The sequence below is a fragment of the Iningainema tapete BLCC-T55 genome (assembly GCF_014698965.1).
GTDB classification, from domain to species: Bacteria; Cyanobacteriota; Cyanobacteriia; order Cyanobacteriales; family Nostocaceae; genus Iningainema; species Iningainema tapete.
Map to the genome: position 1 here is coordinate 13,615 of NZ_JACXAE010000105.1, position 21,332 is coordinate 34,946.

General features: G+C 41.8%; 20 protein-coding genes and 1 pseudogene. 10 read left to right on the forward strand and 11 right to left on the reverse strand.

Features of this window, described 5'->3' with window-relative positions; all coding sequences use genetic code 11:
• Positions 1-85 precede the first annotated feature (85 nt).
• From ICL16_RS34800 to ICL16_RS34815, 5 genes are all read right to left on the reverse strand, one after another.
• Positions 86-292, reverse strand: coding sequence for a hypothetical protein (locus ICL16_RS34800; protein ID WP_190836148.1), 207 nt, complete (start codon positions 290-292; stop codon positions 86-88).
• 27 nt (positions 293-319) lie between these two features.
• Entirely contained in the window at positions 320-874 is a 555-nt protein-coding gene (locus ICL16_RS34805; RefSeq protein ID WP_190836149.1) for a shikimate kinase, read from the reverse strand.
• A 319-nt stretch (positions 875-1,193) separates the two neighbouring features.
• Complete coding sequence (locus tag ICL16_RS34810; RefSeq protein WP_238361093.1) at positions 1,194-1,514, reverse strand: type II toxin-antitoxin system VapC family toxin; 321 nt, start codon at positions 1,512-1,514, stop codon at positions 1,194-1,196.
• Positions 1,515-1,637 (reverse strand): hypothetical protein, encoded by a 123-nt coding sequence (locus ICL16_RS47020; RefSeq protein WP_273039898.1) that lies wholly within the window; start codon positions 1,635-1,637, stop codon positions 1,515-1,517.
• Positions 1,625-1,867: a hypothetical protein gene (locus ICL16_RS34815; protein ID WP_190836150.1), complete on the reverse strand. Its 243-nt coding sequence runs from the start codon at positions 1,865-1,867 to the stop codon at positions 1,625-1,627. Before ICL16_RS34815 ends, ICL16_RS47020 begins: the two co-directional genes overlap by 13 nt.
• Before the next feature lie 28 nt (positions 1,868-1,895).
• Here ICL16_RS34815 and ICL16_RS34820 point away from each other — a divergent pair, with 28 nt between their 5' ends.
• The gene (locus ICL16_RS34820) at positions 1,896-3,518 is read left to right on the forward strand and encodes a purple acid phosphatase family protein (RefSeq protein WP_190836151.1); all 1,623 of its coding nucleotides are present in this window, start codon (positions 1,896-1,898) and stop codon (positions 3,516-3,518) included.
• Positions 3,519-3,603: 85 nt separating this feature from the next.
• Here ICL16_RS34820 and ICL16_RS34825 read toward each other — a convergent pair whose 3' ends face one another.
• The gene (locus tag ICL16_RS34825; RefSeq protein WP_190836152.1) at positions 3,604-4,803 is read right to left on the reverse strand and encodes a HEAT repeat domain-containing protein; all 1,200 of its coding nucleotides are present in this window, start codon (positions 4,801-4,803) and stop codon (positions 3,604-3,606) included.
• Between the two features lie 282 nt (positions 4,804-5,085).
• On the opposite strand from ICL16_RS34825, the gene ICL16_RS34830 reads away from it, so the two are divergent.
• From ICL16_RS34830 to ICL16_RS34855, 7 genes and pseudogenes are all read left to right on the forward strand, one after another.
• The gene (locus ICL16_RS34830; protein ID WP_190836153.1) at positions 5,086-6,675 is read left to right on the forward strand and encodes a ferredoxin--nitrite reductase; all 1,590 of its coding nucleotides are present in this window, start codon (positions 5,086-5,088) and stop codon (positions 6,673-6,675) included.
• Positions 6,676-6,766: 91 nt separating this feature from the next.
• Entirely contained in the window at positions 6,767-8,275 is a 1,509-nt protein-coding gene (locus tag ICL16_RS34835) for a NarK family nitrate/nitrite MFS transporter (protein WP_190836154.1), read from the forward strand.
• Between the two features lie 446 nt (positions 8,276-8,721).
• A complete protein-coding gene (locus ICL16_RS34840; protein ID WP_190836155.1) occupies positions 8,722-10,884 on the forward strand; it encodes a molybdopterin oxidoreductase family protein in 2,163 nt (720 codons plus the stop codon).
• A gap of 93 nt (positions 10,885-10,977) precedes the next feature.
• A complete protein-coding gene (locus tag ICL16_RS34845) occupies positions 10,978-11,436 on the forward strand; it encodes a phosphate-starvation-inducible PsiE family protein (protein WP_190836156.1) in 459 nt (152 codons plus the stop codon).
• Positions 11,437-11,446: 10 nt separating this feature from the next.
• Positions 11,447-11,899, forward strand: a complete 453-nt coding sequence (locus tag ICL16_RS34850) for a nitrate reductase associated protein (RefSeq protein WP_190836157.1) — start codon at positions 11,447-11,449, stop codon at positions 11,897-11,899.
• A gap of 11 nt (positions 11,900-11,910) precedes the next feature.
• Positions 11,911-12,042: pseudogene (locus tag ICL16_RS46360) on the forward strand (protease); the annotation flags it as partial.
• Positions 12,043-12,231: 189 nt separating this feature from the next.
• Positions 12,232-13,590 (forward strand): PrsW family glutamic-type intramembrane protease, encoded by a 1,359-nt coding sequence (locus ICL16_RS34855; RefSeq protein ID WP_190836158.1) that lies wholly within the window; start codon positions 12,232-12,234, stop codon positions 13,588-13,590.
• A gap of 44 nt (positions 13,591-13,634) precedes the next feature.
• Here the strand turns inward: ICL16_RS34855 and ICL16_RS34860 are convergent, their stop codons facing one another.
• The 3 genes from ICL16_RS34860 to ICL16_RS34870 all read right to left on the reverse strand — a co-directional run bounded on the left by ICL16_RS34860 (position 13,635) and on the right by ICL16_RS34870 (position 18,386).
• A complete protein-coding gene (locus tag ICL16_RS34860; RefSeq protein ID WP_190836159.1) occupies positions 13,635-14,267 on the reverse strand; it encodes a hypothetical protein in 633 nt (210 codons plus the stop codon).
• Between the two features lie 142 nt (positions 14,268-14,409).
• Positions 14,410-15,993, reverse strand: coding sequence for a CHAT domain-containing protein (locus ICL16_RS34865; RefSeq protein WP_190836160.1), 1,584 nt, complete (start codon positions 15,991-15,993; stop codon positions 14,410-14,412).
• Positions 15,994-16,082: 89 nt separating this feature from the next.
• Complete coding sequence (locus ICL16_RS34870) at positions 16,083-18,386, reverse strand: protein phosphatase 2C domain-containing protein (RefSeq protein ID WP_190836161.1); 2,304 nt, start codon at positions 18,384-18,386, stop codon at positions 16,083-16,085.
• Between the two features lie 481 nt (positions 18,387-18,867).
• Here ICL16_RS34870 and ICL16_RS34875 point away from each other — a divergent pair, with 481 nt between their 5' ends.
• Complete coding sequence (locus ICL16_RS34875) at positions 18,868-19,140, forward strand: hypothetical protein (RefSeq protein WP_190836162.1); 273 nt, start codon at positions 18,868-18,870, stop codon at positions 19,138-19,140.
• A 241-nt stretch (positions 19,141-19,381) separates the two neighbouring features.
• Here ICL16_RS34875 and ndhM read toward each other — a convergent pair whose 3' ends face one another.
• Both ndhM and ICL16_RS34885 read right to left on the reverse strand, forming a co-directional pair.
• Complete coding sequence (ndhM, locus tag ICL16_RS34880; RefSeq protein WP_190836163.1) at positions 19,382-19,735, reverse strand: NAD(P)H-quinone oxidoreductase subunit M; 354 nt, start codon at positions 19,733-19,735, stop codon at positions 19,382-19,384.
• A gap of 25 nt (positions 19,736-19,760) precedes the next feature.
• The gene (locus tag ICL16_RS34885) at positions 19,761-20,321 is read right to left on the reverse strand and encodes a LeuD/DmdB family oxidoreductase small subunit (RefSeq protein ID WP_190836164.1); all 561 of its coding nucleotides are present in this window, start codon (positions 20,319-20,321) and stop codon (positions 19,761-19,763) included.
• 478 nt (positions 20,322-20,799) lie between these two features.
• Here ICL16_RS34885 and ICL16_RS34890 point away from each other — a divergent pair, with 478 nt between their 5' ends.
• Positions 20,800-21,084, forward strand: a complete 285-nt coding sequence (locus tag ICL16_RS34890) for an Npun_R1517 family heterocyst differentiation transcriptional regulator (protein WP_190836165.1) — start codon at positions 20,800-20,802, stop codon at positions 21,082-21,084.
• Positions 21,085-21,332 lie beyond the last annotated feature (248 nt).

Genomic DNA, 21,332 nt, shown 5'->3' on the forward strand with positions numbered 1-21,332 from the left:
AATTACAAACACCTCTCACCCTTTGTGAGTAAATCTAGCTGATCTATTCTACTACCCCAACATTGTAGTTACCTGTTGGGGAGTCCTACTTGACTTGTGTGTAACAGACGTGTTCCGAAGACTTCGCGTGAACCTCTTCCAACAATTCTATAATTGAGCGCCGTTTAGCTTTAGGCAATTCCTGCAAAATCACAAATATATCAACGGTATCACCTATTGTCGCTTCTGGAACTTGAATTTCTACCTTATTTCCTGGTAAAACTTGGGTTGTAATATGTAAAGCTGGTTGCATAATTTAGATCCTGTGGGAAGTAAATAGCTAAACTGCGTTAATCAAGTTCAGAATCTCATCACAAGTTTCTTCTGGTGTTTTATCTAGAGTGTATACAGTGAACTTTGCCAGCATATAGTTTGAGGTGTGCCGAACAAAGTGTTCATTGATTTCCTGTATACCATCCGGCATTGACTTGTTTCGCTCACTCAGAATCCGAACTGACTCATCTAGGTTAGGTGATGGAAGCAACAGAACAACATTGGGATACAATGCCAAAGCTTGCTGAACTCGCCCGAATAAGATAGCATCTTCGTATACAGAATGACCTGCCCCAAAATCAATAACACATTGGCTATGTTCTGACAATAGCCTTTCAACAGCGTAGGCTTCAAACGGTTTCCAATAGTGTTGGAGTTCCCAAAAATCAAGAGCTTCCTTCTTAGACTTTACTAGCTCTTCGTTGTAGCCAATTTCTTTGTAATAGTCCCACCGCAAATCATCCATTGAGCATTGTGGAAGATTGAGCTTATCTGCTAATAGTTTACCAAGAGTAGATTTGCCAGCGCTAATAGGACCAATGAGAATGATATCTGATTTCATATTTTATCCTCAGAATATCAATGTACCGGGCTATTATAGTACATTTCATTCTTCCGCAATCCGCCTAGAACTGAAGTTTTGGGCTGCATAGCTCAAGTCGGTTAAAACCGAATAAGCTAATGAGTATTTAAGTTGCAGGCAGCAAAGGGCTAAAGCCCTTACTACAAAAGAGTTACCCTTGAAAAATGAACGACGATTAGCTTAAACAGTTGCTTTTTAGTCCGTTAAAACGGACTTGAGCTACTCGCGCCATGTACTCAAGTACATGGCGATCATGTGTGTATAGATTGAAATAGCCTTGGCTTTGTACAATGACTATTTAAGATGCCAAGACTTCGCTAAGGATAACAACGGGTAAATTTGGTACATTACGAAAGCCTTTGTCATTGGTAATAAACTGAGTACAGTTGCCTAACAAGGCTGTAGCCGCGTGAATCGCATCTGGTGTTTTGAGATTTGTAGTAGCCCGAAGACTTGCAGCTTGCCTAAGCACGGGTTGAGTGATATGAATTAGTTGCATTTCCTCTGACAATAGTAGTTGTTCATAATCTGTAATTAGAGAATTATTGGCATTTTTCAAGGGCAACACTAGCGCTTCCATTAATATTAGTTCACTGCTGATAATTACAATTTCACCCATTTAAAATTTCAACCATAAAGGTTCTAGTAGTGAATAATAATCTAGATTACCCTCGACAGTGTAAATTACCACTGATGTATCTATATAAATAGTGCCAGAAGAAGGAAGTATTAGCTGTCCCATGATTCCCGTTCCTCTTGCAGTTGCCTATCTATATCCTCAGCCGTTCTAAAGGTACTTCTTTTACTGCGAATTTGCTCTATTAACTCTAGGATGGAACGCTTTTTGGTTTGGGGTTTATCTGGCAAAATCACAAATATATCAACGGTATCACCAATTGCTGCTTCTGGAACTTGAATTTCTACCTTATTTCCTGGTAAAACTTGGGTTGTAATATGTAAAGCTGGTTGCATAATTTTATCCTTCGATTTTTTTGATCATATGACATCCGCACCCAAGCTACTCACCGATCCGTTTCTACAACTACCAACCGAAACTTCAGTGCAAGTTGTGTGGTTTACTGAGTTTGTGGGTTCTCAACATACAGTCACTTACGGTGAGAATCTCAACCAAACCGCTGTTGCTACCACAAGTAAACTAAGTCGTACTCGTGAGGATTACCAATCACGAGTCGGGAACCAAACCCAAAACGAGCAATATTCACAACCTGTGATGCGACATATTTGGCGACACGAGGCTTGTGTGACTGGGTTAACTCCAGGGGAGCGGGTTCCTTATCAAGTTAAGAGTGTGGGGGATGGCGGGAGTGTCAGCAGTAAAGTATTTACCCTTGCTCCTTTACCACAAGCAGGGACACCATTGAAAATTCTGCTGACTTCTGACCATCAAATTAAACCAATGGTAGCAGCAAATTTGCAAAAAGTGGTGGAAACGGTAGGGAGAGTAGATGCAGTTTGGTTTGCAGGTGATTTAGTAAATATAAGCGATCGCGCTTCAGAATGGTTTGATGATGATCGTGGTAATGCTTTCTTTCCCTGCTTACAAGGTTATGCTCACTATAAAATGGAAGGGGTAAATACCGTTTACACTGGCGGGGAAATAATTCAACACGCGCCGATGTATACTTGCATTGGTAATCATGAGGTGATGGGGCGGGTTAACCGTGGCAGTTTGAACGAGGAATTTGATAGTACGATTCCCCGTTCCGTTGCTCTTAAGTTGTATGGGGAGCAATCTCTCAAAGATAATTCCTTTAATACCGATACATATGAAGAGATTTTCACTTTACCCCAAAGCAAAGAGGGAGGAAAAACTTACTACGCAGTTAGTTTTGGTGATGTGCGGCTCGTAGTATTGTATGTAACAAATATGTGGCGCACTCCCAGGTTAGATGGATTGGCTAGAGGTAGATACCAGGAACAACAAAGTTCTCCTACTCCAGAAAACTGGGGTTATGGACAACATATATATGAGCCAATTACTAAAGGTAGCACTCAGTATAACTGGTTAGCACAAGAACTCAACAGTACTGAATTCAAACGCGCAAAGTACAAAGTAGTCATGTTGCATCATCCTCCTCATACTCTAGGTGGTAATATTGTCCCAGCTTACACAGATCCAGTACAGATAATTGAACGAGATGAAGATGGTAATATCAAAGCAGTGCGATATGAGTACCCCAAAGATGCTGATTACATCATTCGTGATCTGATACCTTTACTAGAAGCGGCGAAAGTGCAATTAGTATTTTACGGACATTCCCATCTATGGAACCGTTTTCGCAGTCAATCAGGAATGCACTTTTTGGAAACATCTAATGTTGGTAATTCTTATGGTGCGGCTTGGGATGATCACAAACGAGAAGTACCGATAGGATATAAAGAAGATTATACTGAACTAGGCGACCCTTATGGTTTAGATCCAGTTGTGCCAACAATTGCTCCACTGCTGGGAGAAAATGGTGCAATGCCATATATTGCCAGTAACGATATTACAGCTTTTAGCATTTTTGATACAGGTACAGGTGCGATCGCCAGCTATCGTTTTGATACTAACAAGCCCGCTGCGGAGGTAGTAAAGTTTGATGAATTTGAGTTGACATAGCTCTCCCCAACCCGTGGGAGTGGGATGACAGCCACGACTGACGTGGAAAATTCCATCAATCAAGCACGGGGAAGTGGGCAGCTGCTTAAGGACGCAGATTATTCAGTGCGGCGTAAGCATGTAGTCTCACCGAATCATCTTCATCTGCCAACATTTCAGTTAATGGTTCAACTGCTTGCATTTTACCTAACTGCCCTAAAGATAGAGCGATCGCACTTCTTACAGTAGCAATATTAACTGCTGGATGCCCGGTTTGCAGCATTTCCAGCAAAATTTTTGTCGCGTCATTAGTTAGTTGAGGCTGCTGTACTCTGCCGAGAACCCTGACAATTTCCTGCCATAATGTCAACGATTGCAGTTGATTCATGGCTTGTTGCAAATACTCTAAACCAGATAAAGTTTCTACCCAGGATAAAGCGCGAATAATTTCCAACTGTAGCTTTAAAGGTGTGTGAGGAGACATCAGCACCTGAAATAACGAACAAGCAGCAGCATCACAGCCCATTCTTGATAAAGCGCTCGCCGCCGCACAACAAACATCCTCGTTCAAATCATAAAGCCTGGGTTGTAGCCTAGTTACCAAATCTAATTCCGAGCATAAATCAGGGCGAAAACCTAAACCTTGCACTGCTTCCTTCCTTACCGGGGCAGCGACATCATCCAAAGCATTTAAAAGTATTGGCGGTACGCGAGTGTCATGAAAGCTACTCAGTGCTTCAATCGCTGTAGCGCGTACTGCTACTTGTGAATCTTGCACTACACTTAACAAAGGCGTAATAATTGCTTTTTCTCGAATATAGCAAAGCGATCGCACTGCCAATAACCGTGTATTTTCCTCTGTTAAAAGTTCCGTTAGCGCCGCAATAGCATCTTGTCCTATTTGCCCCAACGCTGATGCTGCCATCATCCTCAATTCTTCACGAGCATTAGTTTTGATTAATTCAACCAAAGGCGCGATGGCTTCTGAGTTTTTCAATTCTCCCAAAATTCGTGCTGCATACCAGCGCAATTCTTCCTCTGCATCTTCATCCGCCAAAATGTCAATTAGTGGGGCAATGGCAATTTTACCCAAGCGATTAAACACCTTAACAACATCCCAGCGTTGCTGAAAATCTCCTACTGCTAAAACTGCAAGTGCTAATTCCAGTAAATGTTGGCGATTTTTCTCTATCTCTGGTTGTTCTAAATCTTCTCCCAAAATCATTTGCAAATACTGACTTAACGATGACCAGTCAGCAGTATCATACGCCGTTTGCGCCTGTTCTAAAAGTTGATTGATACTCATTTTTCCTCAAAATCTCTTCTGAGACTAATAATTAAAGTTAATTAAATAGTTTAGTTTTTCTCATTAAATTTAACTTATTGCAAAAAACGCATACAATCAATGTCATTTCCGCAATAGCACAAAAAATTCGTAGCAAAATATACGTTTTTTTGGTTCATACAACATTAATTTAGATGTATCTAAATCATTACAGCAATTCACTAATAAAGCCCATCCCACCTGCAAAAAATCAAACTGCTGTCTCTTTTGAGGCAGTGTTGCAGCAAGAAAATAAAGAGAGTTATGACACAAGCAGCAACTACCACAGCCAGCTTAAACAAATTCGAGAAATTTAAGGCAGAAAAAGATGGACTCGCTGTAAAGGAGGAGATAGAAAAATTTGCCTCCTTAGGCTGGGAAGCAATGGACGAAACCGATCGCGAGCATCGACTCAAATGGGTGGGTGTGTTCTTTCGCCCAGTCACTCCCGGCAAATTTATGATGCGGATGCGGTTGCCCAACGGTATTCTCACCAGCAATCAAATGCGTGTGTTAGCTGAAGTAGTACAGCGTTACGGTGACGATGGCAACGCCGATATTACTACCAGACAGAATATCCAATTGCGGGGCATCCGAATTGAAGATTTACCAGATATCTTTAATAAATTTCACCTAGTTGGCTTGACAAGCGTGCAATCTGGAATGGATAACGTCCGTAATATTACTGGCGATCCCCTAGCTGGGTTAGATGCGGATGAGTTGTTCGACACGCGAGAGTTGGTGCAACAAATTCAAGATATGATCACCAACAAAGGGCAAGGAAACTCAGAGTTTACCAACCTACCGCGCAAATTTAACATTGCCATCACTGGCGGAAGGGATAATTCAGTTCACGCCGAAATTAACGATTTAGCTTTTGTACCAGCCTTTAAGGAAGTAGGGGAGCAGGGTTGTAGGGGAGATGGGGAGAAAATAGCACCAATTTTTGGGTTCAATATCCTCGTTGGGGGCTTTTTCTCTGCCAAACGTTGTGAAGCGGCTATTCCTCTTAATGCTTGGGTGTCGCCAGAGGATGTCGTGGCAGTCTGTCGAGCTGTTTTGGAAATTTTCCGCGATCGCGGCTTACGCGCTAATCGGCAAAAAGCCCGTTTGATGTGGCTAATTGATGAATGGGGTTTGGATAAGTTTCGTGCAGAAGTCGAAGAGCGCTTGGGTAAGTCATTATTACCTGCTGCCTCCCGTGACGAAATCGACTGGGAAAAACGCGATCATATCGGTGTATATAAACAGAAGCAACCAGGACTGAATTACGTAGGCTTGCATGTTCCTGTTGGTCGGTTGTATGCCGAAGATATGTTTGAAATTGCACGATTGGCAGAGGTTTACGGTAACGGTGAAATTCGGTTGACGGTTGAGCAAAATGTCTTGATCCCTAACATTCCCGACGCAAATATAGCAACATTTTTAACTGAACCTTTACTGAACAGGTTTAGAATTAACCCCGAACCGTTGACGCGATCGCTCGTCTCTTGTACAGGCGCACAATTTTGTAACTTTGCCCTAATAGAAACCAAAAACCGTGCCTTGGGAATAATAAAAGCATTAGAAGCAGAGTTAGAACTGACTCATCCTGTCAGAATTCACTGGACAGGATGCCCTAACTCTTGCGGACAGCCTCAAGTGGCAGAAATCGGCTTGATGGGAACCAAAGCACGCAAAAATGGCAAACCTGTGGAAGGAGTTGATATTTTCATGGGAGGCAAAGTTGGCAAAGATGCACATTTGGGAACTTGTGTTACCAAAGGTATTCCCTGTGAAGACTTGCAGCCAGTGTTGCGAGAACTGCTAATTGAACACTTTGGCGCACGTTTAAAAGCAATGGTTCATAGCTAATGATTAATGGTTGATTGTTGATTTTTGAGAGCAATTAACAATTAACCATTAACAATTAACAATTCCCCAATTTTTTACATAGGAAAGTTTAATGCTCAAAGGATTATTGTCATTTCAAGGTCGCTATCGCATCTTACATCTGACTTGGTTTGCCTTTTTTCTGACGTTTGTCTGTTGGTTTAACTTTGCTCCTTTTGCCACAACAATTGGTAAGGAGTTAAGTCTGGACGTAGCGCAAGTTAAAACTCTAGCTATCTGTAACCTTGCATTGACGATTCCAGCACGAATCATCATTGGTATGCTTCTAGATCGTTTTGGTCCTAGACGTACCTACTCAATCCTGTTGATTTTTGCTGCTGTTCCTTGTTTTGCTACAGCACTATCACAGAATTTTAGCCACCTAGTTATCAGTCGCTTGCTGATGGGAATTGTCGGATGTGGTTTCGTGATAGGTATCCGCATGGTAGCGGAATGGTTCCCGCCAAAGGATATTGGTATTGCCCAAGGTATTTATGGTGGTTGGGGTAACTTTGGTGCTTTTGGAGCAGAGTTTACCCTACCGATAATTGCGATTGCTACTAGCTTTATGGGAGGTGGACTTTCCAACTGGCGGTTGGCAATTGCTCTCACAGGTATTATTGCTGCTATCTATGGCGTAATTTATTACAACAGCGTTCAAGATACGCCTCCAGGCAAAGTCTACAAAAGACCAAAGAAAAATGGTTCCTTGGAAGTGACTAGTGTTAAAAGTTTTTGGGCGTTGACGATCTCAAATTTTGGTTTAATTTTCGCCTTGGGTTTATTAGCTTGGCGTTTGGCACAACCGAAAATTCACTTCTTTAATCAGAGCCAAATGTATCTGGCTTGGGTATTGTTAGCAGGATTGTTTGCTTACCAAACAATAAGAGCGTATGTTGTCAACAAAGAACTTTTGAGTGGTAAGAAAACTTACGCTCCATCCGAACGTTATCAATTTGGTCAAGTAGCTATACTTGAATTCACTTACGTAACTAACTTTGGCTCTGAATTAGCAGCCGTTTCCATGCTACCTGCCTTTTTTGAAAAAACCTTTGGTTTAGAGCATATGGTAGCAGCAATGATTGCTGCTACCTATCCTTTCTTGAACTTAGTTTCTCGTCCTAGTGGTGGCTTAATTTCTGATAAATTTGGCTCACGCAAGTGGACAATGACAATTATCTCCGTAGGCATTGGTGTAGGCTATTTGATGGCACATTTTATTAACAAAAACTGGCCTATTCCTATGGCGATCGCCGTCACCATGTTTGCTGCTTACTTTGCCCAAGCTGGCTGCGGTGCAACCTACGGTATTGTACCCTTAATTAAAAAGGAAGCCACTGGACAAATCGCAGGTAATGTGGGAGCTTACGGTAATTTTGGCGGCGTAGTTTACCTAACAATTCTCAGCTTAACCGACGCACCAACCCTATTTACCACTATGGGTATAGCTGCTCTAATCTGTGCCTTTATGTGTGCCTTCTTCCTCAAAGAACCCAAAGGCTCCTTTGCTGCTGCTTATGAAGGCGAATTACCAGAACCAGAAATGGTACCCCAAAAACCTCGCCTTTTAGCAGAAGAATAAGATTAAGAAAAATAATGTAGAGACGTTTCATGGAACGTCTCTACAAGCATTGATTGTACACGTTTGAATTCAGTCAATGTCTATTAATTGTATTCTTAGCGTGCTTTCTCTTCCTCTGTTTCCTCAGCGTTCTCAGCGGTTTTTTTGCCTAATTAAATAGGATTACTATACATATAAATTATATATAGCAAAAATAATAATAAAAAATCAAAAATGTATCGCATGTAACTTTTTAAATGTATTAGTTAATATGTAATAGTTAGAAATACTTGAATAAAAATTTCCTCAAGGTAAAATAAACAGATTTTAAAACAACCTTAGTAAATCCACATATAAAGTTTTTCAATGAAAATTATCAACATTTTCTTAGTGATAAGTCAGATCCCCGACTTCTTTAAGAAGTCGGGGATCTGGGAATATAGACAATCAATAAAGGTGCAACGACTATGACAGAATCGACAAAAACAGTCTGTCCTTACTGTGGTGTTGGCTGTGGATTAGAAGTTTCGCCTCCAGCACAACATGGCAAAGCTACTAATCGTGATAGTCAAGGAAATCCAATTTGGCGAGTGCGAGGCGACAAGGCACACCCATCTAGTCAGGGAATGGTTTGTGTCAAAGGTGCGACAATTACCGAGTCTTTAGACAAAAACAGACTACATTACCCAATGGTACGTGACTCTTTGAATCAAGAGTTCCGGCGCGTAAGTTGGGATGAAGCATTTGATCTCATCACCAAGCGTATTCAAACTGTGCGCTACACACAAGGACCAGAAGCTATATGCATGTATGGTTCTGGGCAGTTTCAAACCGAAGACTACTACATCGCCCAGAAACTCATGAAAGGGTGTTTGGGTAGCAATAATTTTGATGCTAATTCTCGCTTGTGCATGTCTAGTGCAGTGGCTGGGTACATTCAAAGCTTCGGTTCAGATGGTCCCCCCTGCTGCTACGATGACTTGGAGTTGACAGACTGTGCATTTTTAATTGGCACAAATACGGCTGAATGTCACCCCATCATTTTCAATCGCCTAGAAAAATACCACAAAAAGAACCGCAAAGTCAAAATGATTGTGGTCGATCCCCGTCGTACTGATACGGCGGCAGCAGCTGACTTACATTTAGCTATCCGTCCCGGTACAGATATCGACTTGTTAAACGGGATTGCTCATTTGTTGATGCGCTGGGGCTATGTTGATGTCGGATTCATTGATGAATGTACCAGCAATTTTCCCGCTTACGCTGAAGTGATTCGCCACTATCCTCCAGAAGTGGTGGCAAGGCAATGTGGAATCAGCAGAGAAGATTTGGAAACAGCAGCACGGTACTGGGGAGAATCTGGGCGGGTATTATCGATGTGGTCAATGGGTGTCAATCAGTCTTCGGAAGGTACAGCCAAGGTGAGAACTATCATCAATCTGCATCTAATGACCGGACAGATTGGCAAGCCTGGGGCTGGTCCTTTTTCTTTGACAGGTCAGCCGAATGCAATGGGGGGAAGGGAAGCAGGCGGTTTGGCGCATTTATTACCCGGTTATCGAGTGGTGAAAAATGCCCAGCACCGAGCGGAAGTAGAGGATTTTTGGGGACTTAAGCGCGGACAGATTTCCCCCCATCCAGGTCTAACTGCTTGGGAGATGATTACTGGGTTGGAAAATGGTAGGGTGGGATTACTGTGGATTGCTGCTACCAATCCCGCTGTCAGTATGCCAGATTTAGAGCGGACTAAGAAAGCTTTGTGGCGATCGCCTTTTACTATTTACCAAGACGCTTATTATCCAACAGAAACCGCAGCTTACGCTCACGTCATTCTACCAGCTGCTCAATGGAGTGAAAAAACTGGTGTCATGACAAATTCTGAGCGGATGGTCACGCTGTCTCCAGCATTCCGTCAACCCCCTAGAGAAGCAAAACCAGATTGGGAAATTTTTGCCGAAGTAGGTTGCCGATTGGGTTTTAAGCGAGAGTTTGCCTTTGCCAACTCCAAGGAAGTTTATGCGGAGTTTGTTCAACTGACTCGTAATCGTCCCTGTGACATGACTGGTATTAGTCACGAACAATTACAAGCTCAAGGTCCCATGCAATGGCCACATTCCTCCAAAAGGCTCTACACCGATTTACGCTTTCATACTCCTGATGGCAGAGCGCGATTTGCGGCATACTATTCACGAGGATTGGCAGAACCACCAGATCCTGAATATCCTTTTGTGTTAACTAATGGACGACTTTACGGACACTGGCACACCTTAACACGCACTGGTCGAATTGAAAAAACTTGCGCCTTGCATCCTGAGCCGTTTTTAGAGATTCATCCCCGTGATGCTGCTGCTTTAGGCATTAAAGATCAACAGTTGGTCGAAGTGCGATCGCGTCGTGGTAAAGCGAAGTTTCCGGCTAAAGTGACAAAGGCGATCGCACCCGGTACAGTGTTTGTCCCCATGCATTGGGGTGCGTTGTGGGCAGACAATGCCGAAGCAAACGCTCTCACTCATCCAGAATCTTGCCCCGATTCCGGACAACCCGAACTAAAAGCTTGTGCAGTGCAGTTAGTACCAATTTCTATGGAAGTTATCGTCAATAATTATCAACTTCAATCCTTGGAATGTTAAGCTGCTAGGTAGAAATATGGGAAATTGGTAATTAACGATGGGGATGTTCTTCCCATTCCCCATTGCCTATTTCACATCCCAAGGTGCATTCCAATGATAAAACTACTTAGACAAATTTTCAGAGCTACCAAGGATGATAACTTTTTGCACCACATAGAAAGCTTAGAGGTGATAGTTTCTAAGCTTCTATCTGTGGCTATGGTAGTAGTCATTTTGGTAGCAATTTTTGACTTAGGAGTGTTGCTGATTAAAGAATTGTTTACCACACCTTATGGTGAAATTAACAAAACTTTATTTAAAATATTTGGTTTGTTTTTAAATATTTTAATTGCTTTAGAAATACTAGAAAATATCACAGCTTATCTACGAAAACATGTTGTTCAAGTTGAGTTGGTTATTGTAACTTCTCTAATCGCTGTCTCTAGAAAAATTATTATTCTTGACTTAGAAAAAACCGATGGAATTGAGGTGATTGGGCTAGCAATTGCTATTTTCGCCTTATCAATAAGTTATTGGATAATTCGTCATAGTAATGCAAGACAAAATAAATAGCAGGAATACCATGACAAATTTTTTTAAATTTGAAGCAGATTTTGTTGATTCCTTACGTTGTATTCCCATGCTAGTACGCTGCAAACTAGATACTTGTGGGATTAAGTTAAAGTTATCTGATTGGAACAAGATGACACAAAAGGAGCGTGAAGCTTTAGTTGAACTGCCTTGTACAACACCAAACGAAGTTCAAGCATACCGAGATTACCTGCAAAACTTGATTTTACAACGCACTGGCACAGCTGCTACCGAATTGTCTATCGACCCTCATCCGGCATGGAAGGATACATGCACAATACCAGACAATCTTCAAGAAAAAGCAAAGGAATTTAATATTAATCTCACGTTACAAAAGTGGTCAGCATTAACAGAGTTGCAGCGTTTTGCTTTAATTAAACTGAGCCGCTCTGGACATGAAAACGAAAACTTTCCCAAGGCGATCGCGGAATTTAATTTGGTTTAAACAGACAGGAGTCAGATGAGGCGGTAGTTGATGGTAATCTAGTGACAGCGCCAGCTTGGCATGCTCATCCCCAGTGACGGGCAGAATTCCTGAAACTGCTTGGCACAAAAGTTGAGCATCCAGATATGGCTACGGTAAGATAAACGGTACTGTAGAAACGTTTCATGGGTTTCTACAGATATTGTCTCTCGTCTCCTGTCTCCCTTATCCTGTCTCCTGTTTGCCAAAACTGAAGTTATATTGTATTTAGCTGTGGCTATTGAAGCAGCAGTATGGTAAGTCAAAAATACCTATTTATATTAAATAATAGTTTACAAACACCCCGCAACTAGATGACAGGCAAGAACGCAAGACAGAAAGCATTTCTGCGGCTAGTGTCCGGTAATGGAACAGCTTTTGAATCCGAATCTCGCTATTCGCTGTTGCCAAGTAAAGAAGTAGTAATTGGACGCGATCCCGGCTGCCAAGTTGTCTTCGATGCCATGCTCTATCGAATGGTATCTCGTCGTCATGCGGTGGTTCGCCCCCTCAACAGTCCAGCAGAAGAAGAATGTAGCTGGGTAATTTGTGATTTAAATAGTGCTAATGGTACTTATTTAAATGGACAGCGTTTACAAGGTTGTCAGCAATTAATAGCAGGCGATCGCATTACTTTGGGTTACGATGGTCCAGAATTCTTATTTGAGTACGAATATGCTACTACTAAAATCCCACCAGACTTTCCTCTACAACCTGCAACTAATTACAAATCGCCGCCCATACCAGATTCTGTTAGTTTCACTCAACTTTTTCCGATTATTTCCACTGGCAAAGATTTAACTAGTAAAGCTTATCTTATCCCAGGAATTCTCACAGTAGTATTCGTAGTACTGATGTTTGCTACGGTAGGTAATCCGCAAGCAAATCAAGTTACAGTTGCTGTTTACATAGCCTTTGCCGCTTATTACTTTATTTACCAATTGTGTGGCAAGCAAAAGCCGTGGTGGGTGTTAATGGCTTCGGGATTAGCTACAGGACTAATTTTGCTTAGTCCGTTGTTAGATCTGTTTATCTTTATATTTCGTACTATCTTACCTGGTGGCTTACCGAGCGATCAACAACCTATTACCTTTACAGAATGGTTAGTGCGAATGTTTTTTGGTGCTGGCTTGATGGAAGAATTACTCAAAGCGTTACCTCTACTAGCAACCCATCTGATCGCTCGCAAATTACCATCGCCCTGGAAAGAACGCATTGGTGTTTGGGAACCCTTGGATGGTATTTTACTGGGAACTGCTTCGGCTGTAGGTTTTACCCTGTTGGAAACACTAGGTCAATATGTGCCACAAGTTACTTTAAGCGTAGGACAACAAGCAGGGGCAGAAGCAGGGCAGCTGGTGGGTTTGCAATTGTTAATTCCGCGAATCTTAGGCTCTGTGGCAGGACACATGGCTTACAGTGGGTATCTTGGGTATTTTATCGGCTTGGCAGTCCTGAAACCAAGTAGAAGTTGGCAAATTCTACTAGTAGGATATTTAACAGCATCTGGATTACACGCTTTATGGAATGCGACAGGGGCGATCAACGGTTTACTATTAGTCGTTGTTGGTGTACTATCTTATGCCTTTTTAATGGCAGCTATTCTCAAGGCACGGGCGCTCTCGCCAACGCGATCGCAAAATTTTGCTACTCGTTTTCTTGGTCCGAAGTAGGTGTGGAGAATAGGGGTGATGCTGTAAAATCATTCGCTGGAAATTTAAAGTTCTGTGCTTGTCTGATTTAATTGACTAATAGCGTAGTATGCTAATGCTACACTAACTTTTGCTTGTTCAACTTCCGACAAATTGGTCCACTCGTGATTGCCAAGTTTATTAAGCACGAGTTCAATACCATTATTTTCGCCACTCCGCATTGAGTAAGCCAAAGGACGAGCTAACACAAATAAATCGTCTGCGGCCCAATTAGGTAGTACATCTTGAACACACTCAACTATTTTGTCACCAATAGATTGCTGAGTTTGATAAATCTCCACTGCTTTTCGAGCAATTTGGTTGAGCCAGTGTGTAGGTATGAGAGTGGCAAAACTATTTTGTAAAGTTTCTTTAAGTACTACAAACGTATTATTTATTGTGTTACATTGGTCATGTGTGTGTTCAGACCACAACTCATCAAGTTTGTGCGCCATAGCTTGAGAGCGAATGTCCAATTCTTCATCAAGTACTTCTTGCAGAGCAAACTGTTGTTCAAGTTGAAGAAAATATGCTTCCGACTCTTGTGCAGCAGGATTCCAAGGGTACGAATTATCGTCAGGTTCCAGCAGTGCTGCTAAAAGTTCTAATTCTACTTGAGAAGGTAAGCGAGTATCTGAGCCGTTGAATTCCTTAACCATAGGTTGTCTCCCAATTGTTTTACTAGCGGTATTTACAGCTACATATGCAACCAGCCATTTTCCGCAAAAAGAATTTTGTTTTGCTCACAATAGCAGGTTTTTTTTGATTTTTTTACTCTAGAGAAAACCATGCTGCCTTACCTCAAGCTGAGGGATCTTCAATTTGGAATTCCCAAGGTTGACTTTTACTACTACCAAACTTTAACTGCATTCCTGAATCCAACGGTACAACCTGACGGTGGATTTGTTGCCAGATATCAGAGCGAGGGCGTAAGATCCAAGTGCCGTAAGTGGACAAATCTTGCAGATGAAACGATCGCACTTTTGTTGTCCCAGAGTTGATATTGCGACAGAGGATTTCCGCATGATGCTTAGAAACCCAAGGTTCGGAAATCACTATATCATTGTCAGTTGTGCGACCGATGCGGGTAACAGCAGGACGCAACATGCAAGTTTGACCAGAAGATGAAAGACTGCGCAAAGTTGCAGGAGGTAACTGGTTTGCCATCCCCAAAAGGGATGATTCTGGTAATTCCGTAATCCCCTCATCAAAATTCCGAATTAATTCACCATCATAATCTGGATGCAGGTAAAGAACTGGCAAAGTCCAAGCAGGTTGATTAAAACGATAAAGTGCTAGTAGTTGTTGCCTTGCTTCATAAACAGCTTCATCTATTGGTTTTCGTGCACGTAGCGCGGCGGCGAAGTATTGAATAAAGCTGTGGCTTTCGTGATCGGCGATTTCATCACGCATTGCCAAAACTGCTGGTACACCAGTACGAATCAGCACTTCTGCTAGACTGCTATGGGGAATTGCTTGGTGATTACCATCAACAGCAGGTTGCGCACCCCAACAGGAATTAAATACCGCCAATTTCACACCATTACTGCTTAAAACTTGCGCCAACTCCATGCCGTTGAGGGTTTTATCTGGTCGCACAGACAACAAACCTCCATCTACTCCTGGTAAACCATGACCTGCGTAAAAAAAGATGTTGTACGCATTGGTTTCTAGTTCAGAAATTAATTCTTGTGGGGTAGGTTGTAGAAGTGTTTTTACCATTGCCGGCGCTAAGCCAACGCTGTGGCTACTAACCATACCATGAGCCAGAGTTTTTTCAAGTATACTGGCTTCCTTCGACAACTGTAGTTGATCGAAATCTCCTAAAACTAACAAAATGTTGAGTGCTTGATCTGGTTGTAAAACTGGTAGAGGTTCAACTTCACTGCTGGTGCGACTAAACAGCATATTTTGTGACAGCGACATTGCCGATTGACCTGGTTCGCGCTGCATAATTTCCCAAGGCAGACCAATTAAATTTGGATCGCGAAGTTCCAATCTCAAGCGTAAACGAGTGTTCTGACCCATTGCAATGCCCAGACTGCGTTCGAGACAATGGAGAACTGTGTCATCAAATACCCAGTGCCACAAACTGATTCCCAATTGTTGCATCAAACGCGCACTAAAAATTACTGGTTGACTAGAGGTTTTTGAAACTAAGTCTAATAGACGTGGGTTTGTTGGTGCTGAAACACCAGGGGGAATATCTAAGCGACGACCAGCAAATATCTGCTGCCACTCATCCCACACATTTGTGAGTTCAACAGGCCATACACAGTCACGTAGAACTCGACCACTTGGATGGGGCGCATCCACCACCCAAATGGCGAAGTTGTCAGTACCTGTATTGACTAGACGGGCGATCGCCAGGTTCAAGGATGGCATGAATTCGTTAAACTTTAAGGTAAAAGCAAATATCAAATAACAATTTTAATAGGCAACTATCTCTACCCGATAAATTTTTTATCAAGTTGTTATCTGTGTTCTTTCAGTTTATTACCAATTAAGTCCGTTTTTAAATCTTGTTGGCTAGTATTTCTTGTGGGTGTTGCCTTCTGACTCTGGGTGGGAGAAGATTGTCTCGGTTGTAGAGAACATTTTTTGGCAACGTCGTCGTTAACAAAGTTGTTCAATTTTTGAAATGTGGTGAATGGAATCCTGACCTCATCCCCTACACTAAGTGAAAGATTACCTTTGGCTGCCAGTATAGTAGATTTTCCTATTGTGCAAACCCGTAGCTGAACCAAATTCTTTTGCTCTGGCGTTTGAGCTGGCTCGTTACTAAGCAGAAGCAAAACACTACCTTGAGGAACTGTTCCCTTTTTTATAGATATGGGGAGATTGGCTTTACTTAAAACTACTTCAGCCGGGGTGTCACTTTTGATCTGAAATAGTTGTGCTTGCTCTGCTGGCGGAGTATTTGTCGTAGTTACAGATGGTGATGTAGTTGTGCTCAGAACAGGATTAGTTTTGCTAAAGAGCTGCAAACGCTGACCCCACAAAAAGCCGAGTACACCACCCGCCATGACCAAAATACAAAGAATTATTAACTGTAGCGGTAATTTAGCCGAAGTAGGCTTATTAGTTGTAACTACTTGAGTTTTTTGGTATGTTCGGTGTTCTTTTGTACCTACTCCTACTAGACTAGGAGTTTTTGGTGTGGTGGGTTGAGTCCATACTGCTTTAATTGCCGATTTCGGTTCTACGTATTTAATTTGATAGTGTACTAAAGCAATAGTGACATTGTCATGTCCATTGAGGTTGTTAGCAAGTTCGACTAATTCTTTGACAACATTACTTATATTTACTTTGTCAGTTAGGATTGGTAAGATGTGCGTCTCCCAATATTGTTCTACACGGTCAAAGTCACTCAACCCATCCGAACAAAGAAGGAAAACACAGTCTTCGTCAAGAATATATCGACCTGCTGTGGGGTGTAGTGAACTGCTAGGACTCATACCCAAAGCCTGCACTAAAGAACCACTTGCCCCTTGTTGCACTGCTTCTCTGTATACAGCATAGCCTAGTCTTACTTCGCGACTGGCTACATCATCATCTAGCGTGACTTGATAACAACCTGATTTTGTAATCCAATAAGCACGACTATCACCAACGTGAGCAACATACATTTCATGGGCAATAGGTAGAGCCAAAACTACCGTTGTACCCATGCGTTGACGCCCTTGGCGATGTTCGTTGTCGTTACGTTGGCTAATTTTGTCATTAGCAACTGCTGCTGCCTGTTCTAAGTCCAATAAAACCGAGGTGGGTTCTAGATGATCGTGGGAGAGTTTTGTGAGTTGTGAAAGCTGTTGAGTTATGCTATCTATTGCTAAACTGGAGGCGACATTACCTCCTTCATGTCCGCCAATGCCGTCGCAAACTATTGCTAATGCTGATGATGATGGTGGTTTAGTAATTGAGCTGCCACTCGCTGGGTAACAAGCATCTTCGTTTCTTTGGCGACTAGGGCCTGTGTCACTTTTGGTGGCAATATGAATTGTCGTTTTCTGCTGCTGACCAACGGATGCTAGTCCTTGGTCTAAAATTGTCACTAATTGTTCCCCAGAGTCTATTTCTTTGTAAATTAGACAACGGCAAATTTCTTTGACAAAATCAGCTATGGCTGGTTTCGCTTTTGACACCAATTGCTGCCAAAATTCTCCCAATTCTGGTAATTCGGGTGAATTCTCATCGTTTCGCAATTCCAACAAGCGCACTAAAGATCCTTCTACCCTTAACAACCTGGTGTCAAGCAAGCTCGTAGCTACACCTTCGCTTTTAAGTGGTTGCCAGATGTTTGCTACTTGCCATAACCAATTGAGTTGGCGCATTGATGTAGCATCACCCCAGGCTGTGATTAAATCGCTACATAATTCCACTTGCGTGGGTACATCCGTTGCTAAGAGCGGCGGCTTTTCTAACAATAATATTTCTTGCTCAGACTGACCCTTAGATATAGGTATAACTCCATATACTTGTGGTACATGTAGACGGTAGGGAAATAGTTTAAGGTATGGTTTGATTGCCTCTAGACTATCTAATTCTGGTATGTGCGGTGCTAACCCAGGCTTGGTATCCAAAAGCACCGAGTCTTTGAGTACTAAATAGCGCTCGCCTAGTAGATCGACCTTACCCATACTTTTAGTGTCGCCCATAGCCCAAAGATATCTTTTGGGCAAAGGTGTGCGGCAGTTTTGGCAAAAGTTGTGAGTTAATGGGTTGGCCGCTTGACATTGCTCGTTGGGACACTGGAGCGTAGCCGCGTCATTTTCCATAATCTTCGCACCAATCAGCGGTTAGCATTTTCTTCAACAGTATTATGAGCGGCTCCGGTGTACCGCTCTGATTTGTTTTAATCGATAATTCCCGTGGTGGAATGATTTCAACGAGGATTTTAAACTAGGTGCTATCACTGACTAACAAGCTCCCAAAGAACTATTTCCTAAATCTACTTTAACCCCAATCTGGCTGTGTTAAAGGGTTGGTCTGTTTATTTCGTGCCATTGTTCAAAATGCACTTCACTCCTCATAGATACCTTTGACAAATTACCCCATCGGAAAGATGAGGTAATGTAAGTCTTTCTTTAGTTTATAAGTAGGAGGTTCACAAAAAACTTAAGTTAAAGCTAAAGAAAACTTAAATTAAATGTAAAGATACTTAACCAAAGTAACTAGCTTGACTAAAAAAACTTAAGTTTAGTTCGACAACCCCCACTATCAATAGAAAATCTAACACATTTAGCCGGAGACAGTGCTATGCAACAGAACAATGATCAAGATCTTCATCGCTCAGTGAATCCTGGTGATGTAATTTCAGATGAACCACAATCAGTTGAAGAAAAATCAAAACAACTAGCGGTTGATTCTCCAGACATCACAGGAGACCATATCGAAGTTCCGACATACTTTGTTGTAAATGAACCCGATGGTGAACAAAAGGCGCTTCATCACGTCAAAGACGCAGAAGAAATTTCTGATGTGATTCGACAAGCAAGAGTAGATGAAGAAGGAAATCGAATTTGGTCGTAGAAATCTCGTACAGACGTTCCGGCGGAACGTCTGTACACGTATCTGAGAGACGCGGAACGTCTGTACACGTATTTGAAAAGCTGGACTATTAGAGTATCCTTAATGATGATCGCGCTTAATGACGAAAAATTCTGTGTCTTTAATGCCAGTTAATTCGTGATCTTGTAATTAGCTTTTTTGCGTAAAAGGTATTGGGGATTGGGAAGAGTAGTACCCAGTCCCCAGTACCTAGTAAGAAACTTTACTCTGGGACGGCGACTTGGGGAAGCCCCATACTGTAGTTAATGGCACGACCAGAGAAGTTGTAACTAATTTCGCCGAGTTGCAAAAGACTTCGTAAGTAGTGTTCTAAGTCCGAGCCAATCCGGCGGAGGTTGTAGTCTGTTAAGTCTTGCCCACTAGATGCTTCGACAAGTTCATCAAACTTACGATAAATTTTTTGTAACGCATCTTCATTCCAAGTGAACTCATTATCCGGGTCAACATCCAAGGTGAGAACCTGATTATGAGGAACTAATTCGCCATCCCGGTCAATTTCAGCGGCAAAAATTCTAATGTGCCGGGTTGTGGACTTGAGCAACATTGGGTTGTCCATGAGCTTGGTGTATTGTGGGTTAGTTCTATGTTAAACCGGATGTGCGGGAAGGAATCATACCTGTTTGACGGGCGTAGGCAAAAATGCCGCCTGCGTCGATTACTGGTTTGACCTCTCCTAAAGATTTAAGATTATATGTCTTGTCGAGTGTATGGTTAATTAATTGATTGTTGTCAAAATCAATCGAAACCTCTTGCCCTGTTTTAAATACGGTGCATAACCGTTCTACTGATTCCCAAGGATAAAGTTCTCCCGTTGCAGCACAATTGCGGAAAAAGATGCGGGCATAGGACTGGGCAATTACTGCTTTAACGCCACTAGCCCCCAATGCAATTGGTGCATGTTCTCGTGAGGAACCGCAACCGAAATTTTCTCCAGCCACAATAATTGAGTAAGCTGTTTTTATCTCTCCAGGAACTATAAACTTGCCATAGCGGTCTGGTAAACCAGCCAATGCAAAACTACCAAGCTTTTCATATTCATCAAGCTTGGAAGGAACTAAGGTGAGATACTCAGCGGGAATAATTTGATCGGTGTCTATATTATCATCTAAAACAAAAATTGCACCTTTAATTATTTTCTTCATCAATGTCTCCTGTGATTTCTCATCATAAATAGTACATCAAGTAATCTTACGTAATTGTGGCACAACAATGTCTGGCTTTACTCTGTTCCAATAAATTCAGAGTTTTTACTTACGTATTACCACTAATTTTCAAGTAAAAACTCTCACTTTTATTGACTTCAATAAAAAGTTGATGTAAAAACCTTTAAAAAGCTCCAACAAGTTCTTACAGAAACTTTATTGTAGGTCAACTTAAAAAATGAATAATAGTTATGGCTTAGTTCATCTGAAGCTAGGGAAAAATATGAGAACCTAGATTTCAGCAGAGTTGATTCACAAGCGTCAAACACTATAGGAGAGAAAAATGGAAGACAAACCCAGTAAATGAGTAAAGATTGTTAATTGAAATACTTTGGATTTCAACTCAATATAAAGAATTTTGGCTTGAAATATAGCACCTCACATAAGTTACCACTCTCTTACAGGAACCATAAAAGCTATGAACTCCAAAGCTTTACCACGTCAAGTCAGCAACACAGATGTAAGTGTTTATGAATGCGAAATACATCTCAAGTTCCGGTTGATCGAGGAAAAGAGTATACTAGGCAACGACAAAGATCAATTGTTGCAGATACTACTAGATGCCTTAACTGAAGGATCTGACGATTTTCTAGAAACCTTACACACTCTTGTCAAGGCACATGAAGTTTCTGAGTTTAAAGCATCACCACAAATGCGGCGTCAGCTAATGCGCTTACGCAATTCTGCTGACACTTGCCCATAGTTAAACTTGTAATCTAAGTAATGACAAAATTTTGCTCGGGCAAAAAATTAATTTTTATTAAATTTGCCCGGTGTGTAATGGTGAAAAAATTAGTTGGTATCTTTATGATCCTATGGATTAAAGAACATACTCTGAAGTTTTCTTAAGTAGAGGAGCGCATCTAAAGTAGCCCTCACCCTTAACTCTACGGAAATGCTTGGGTGCCTACTAAAATAATACAGTCTTAAATTGCTTCCCTTTGGAAGTAC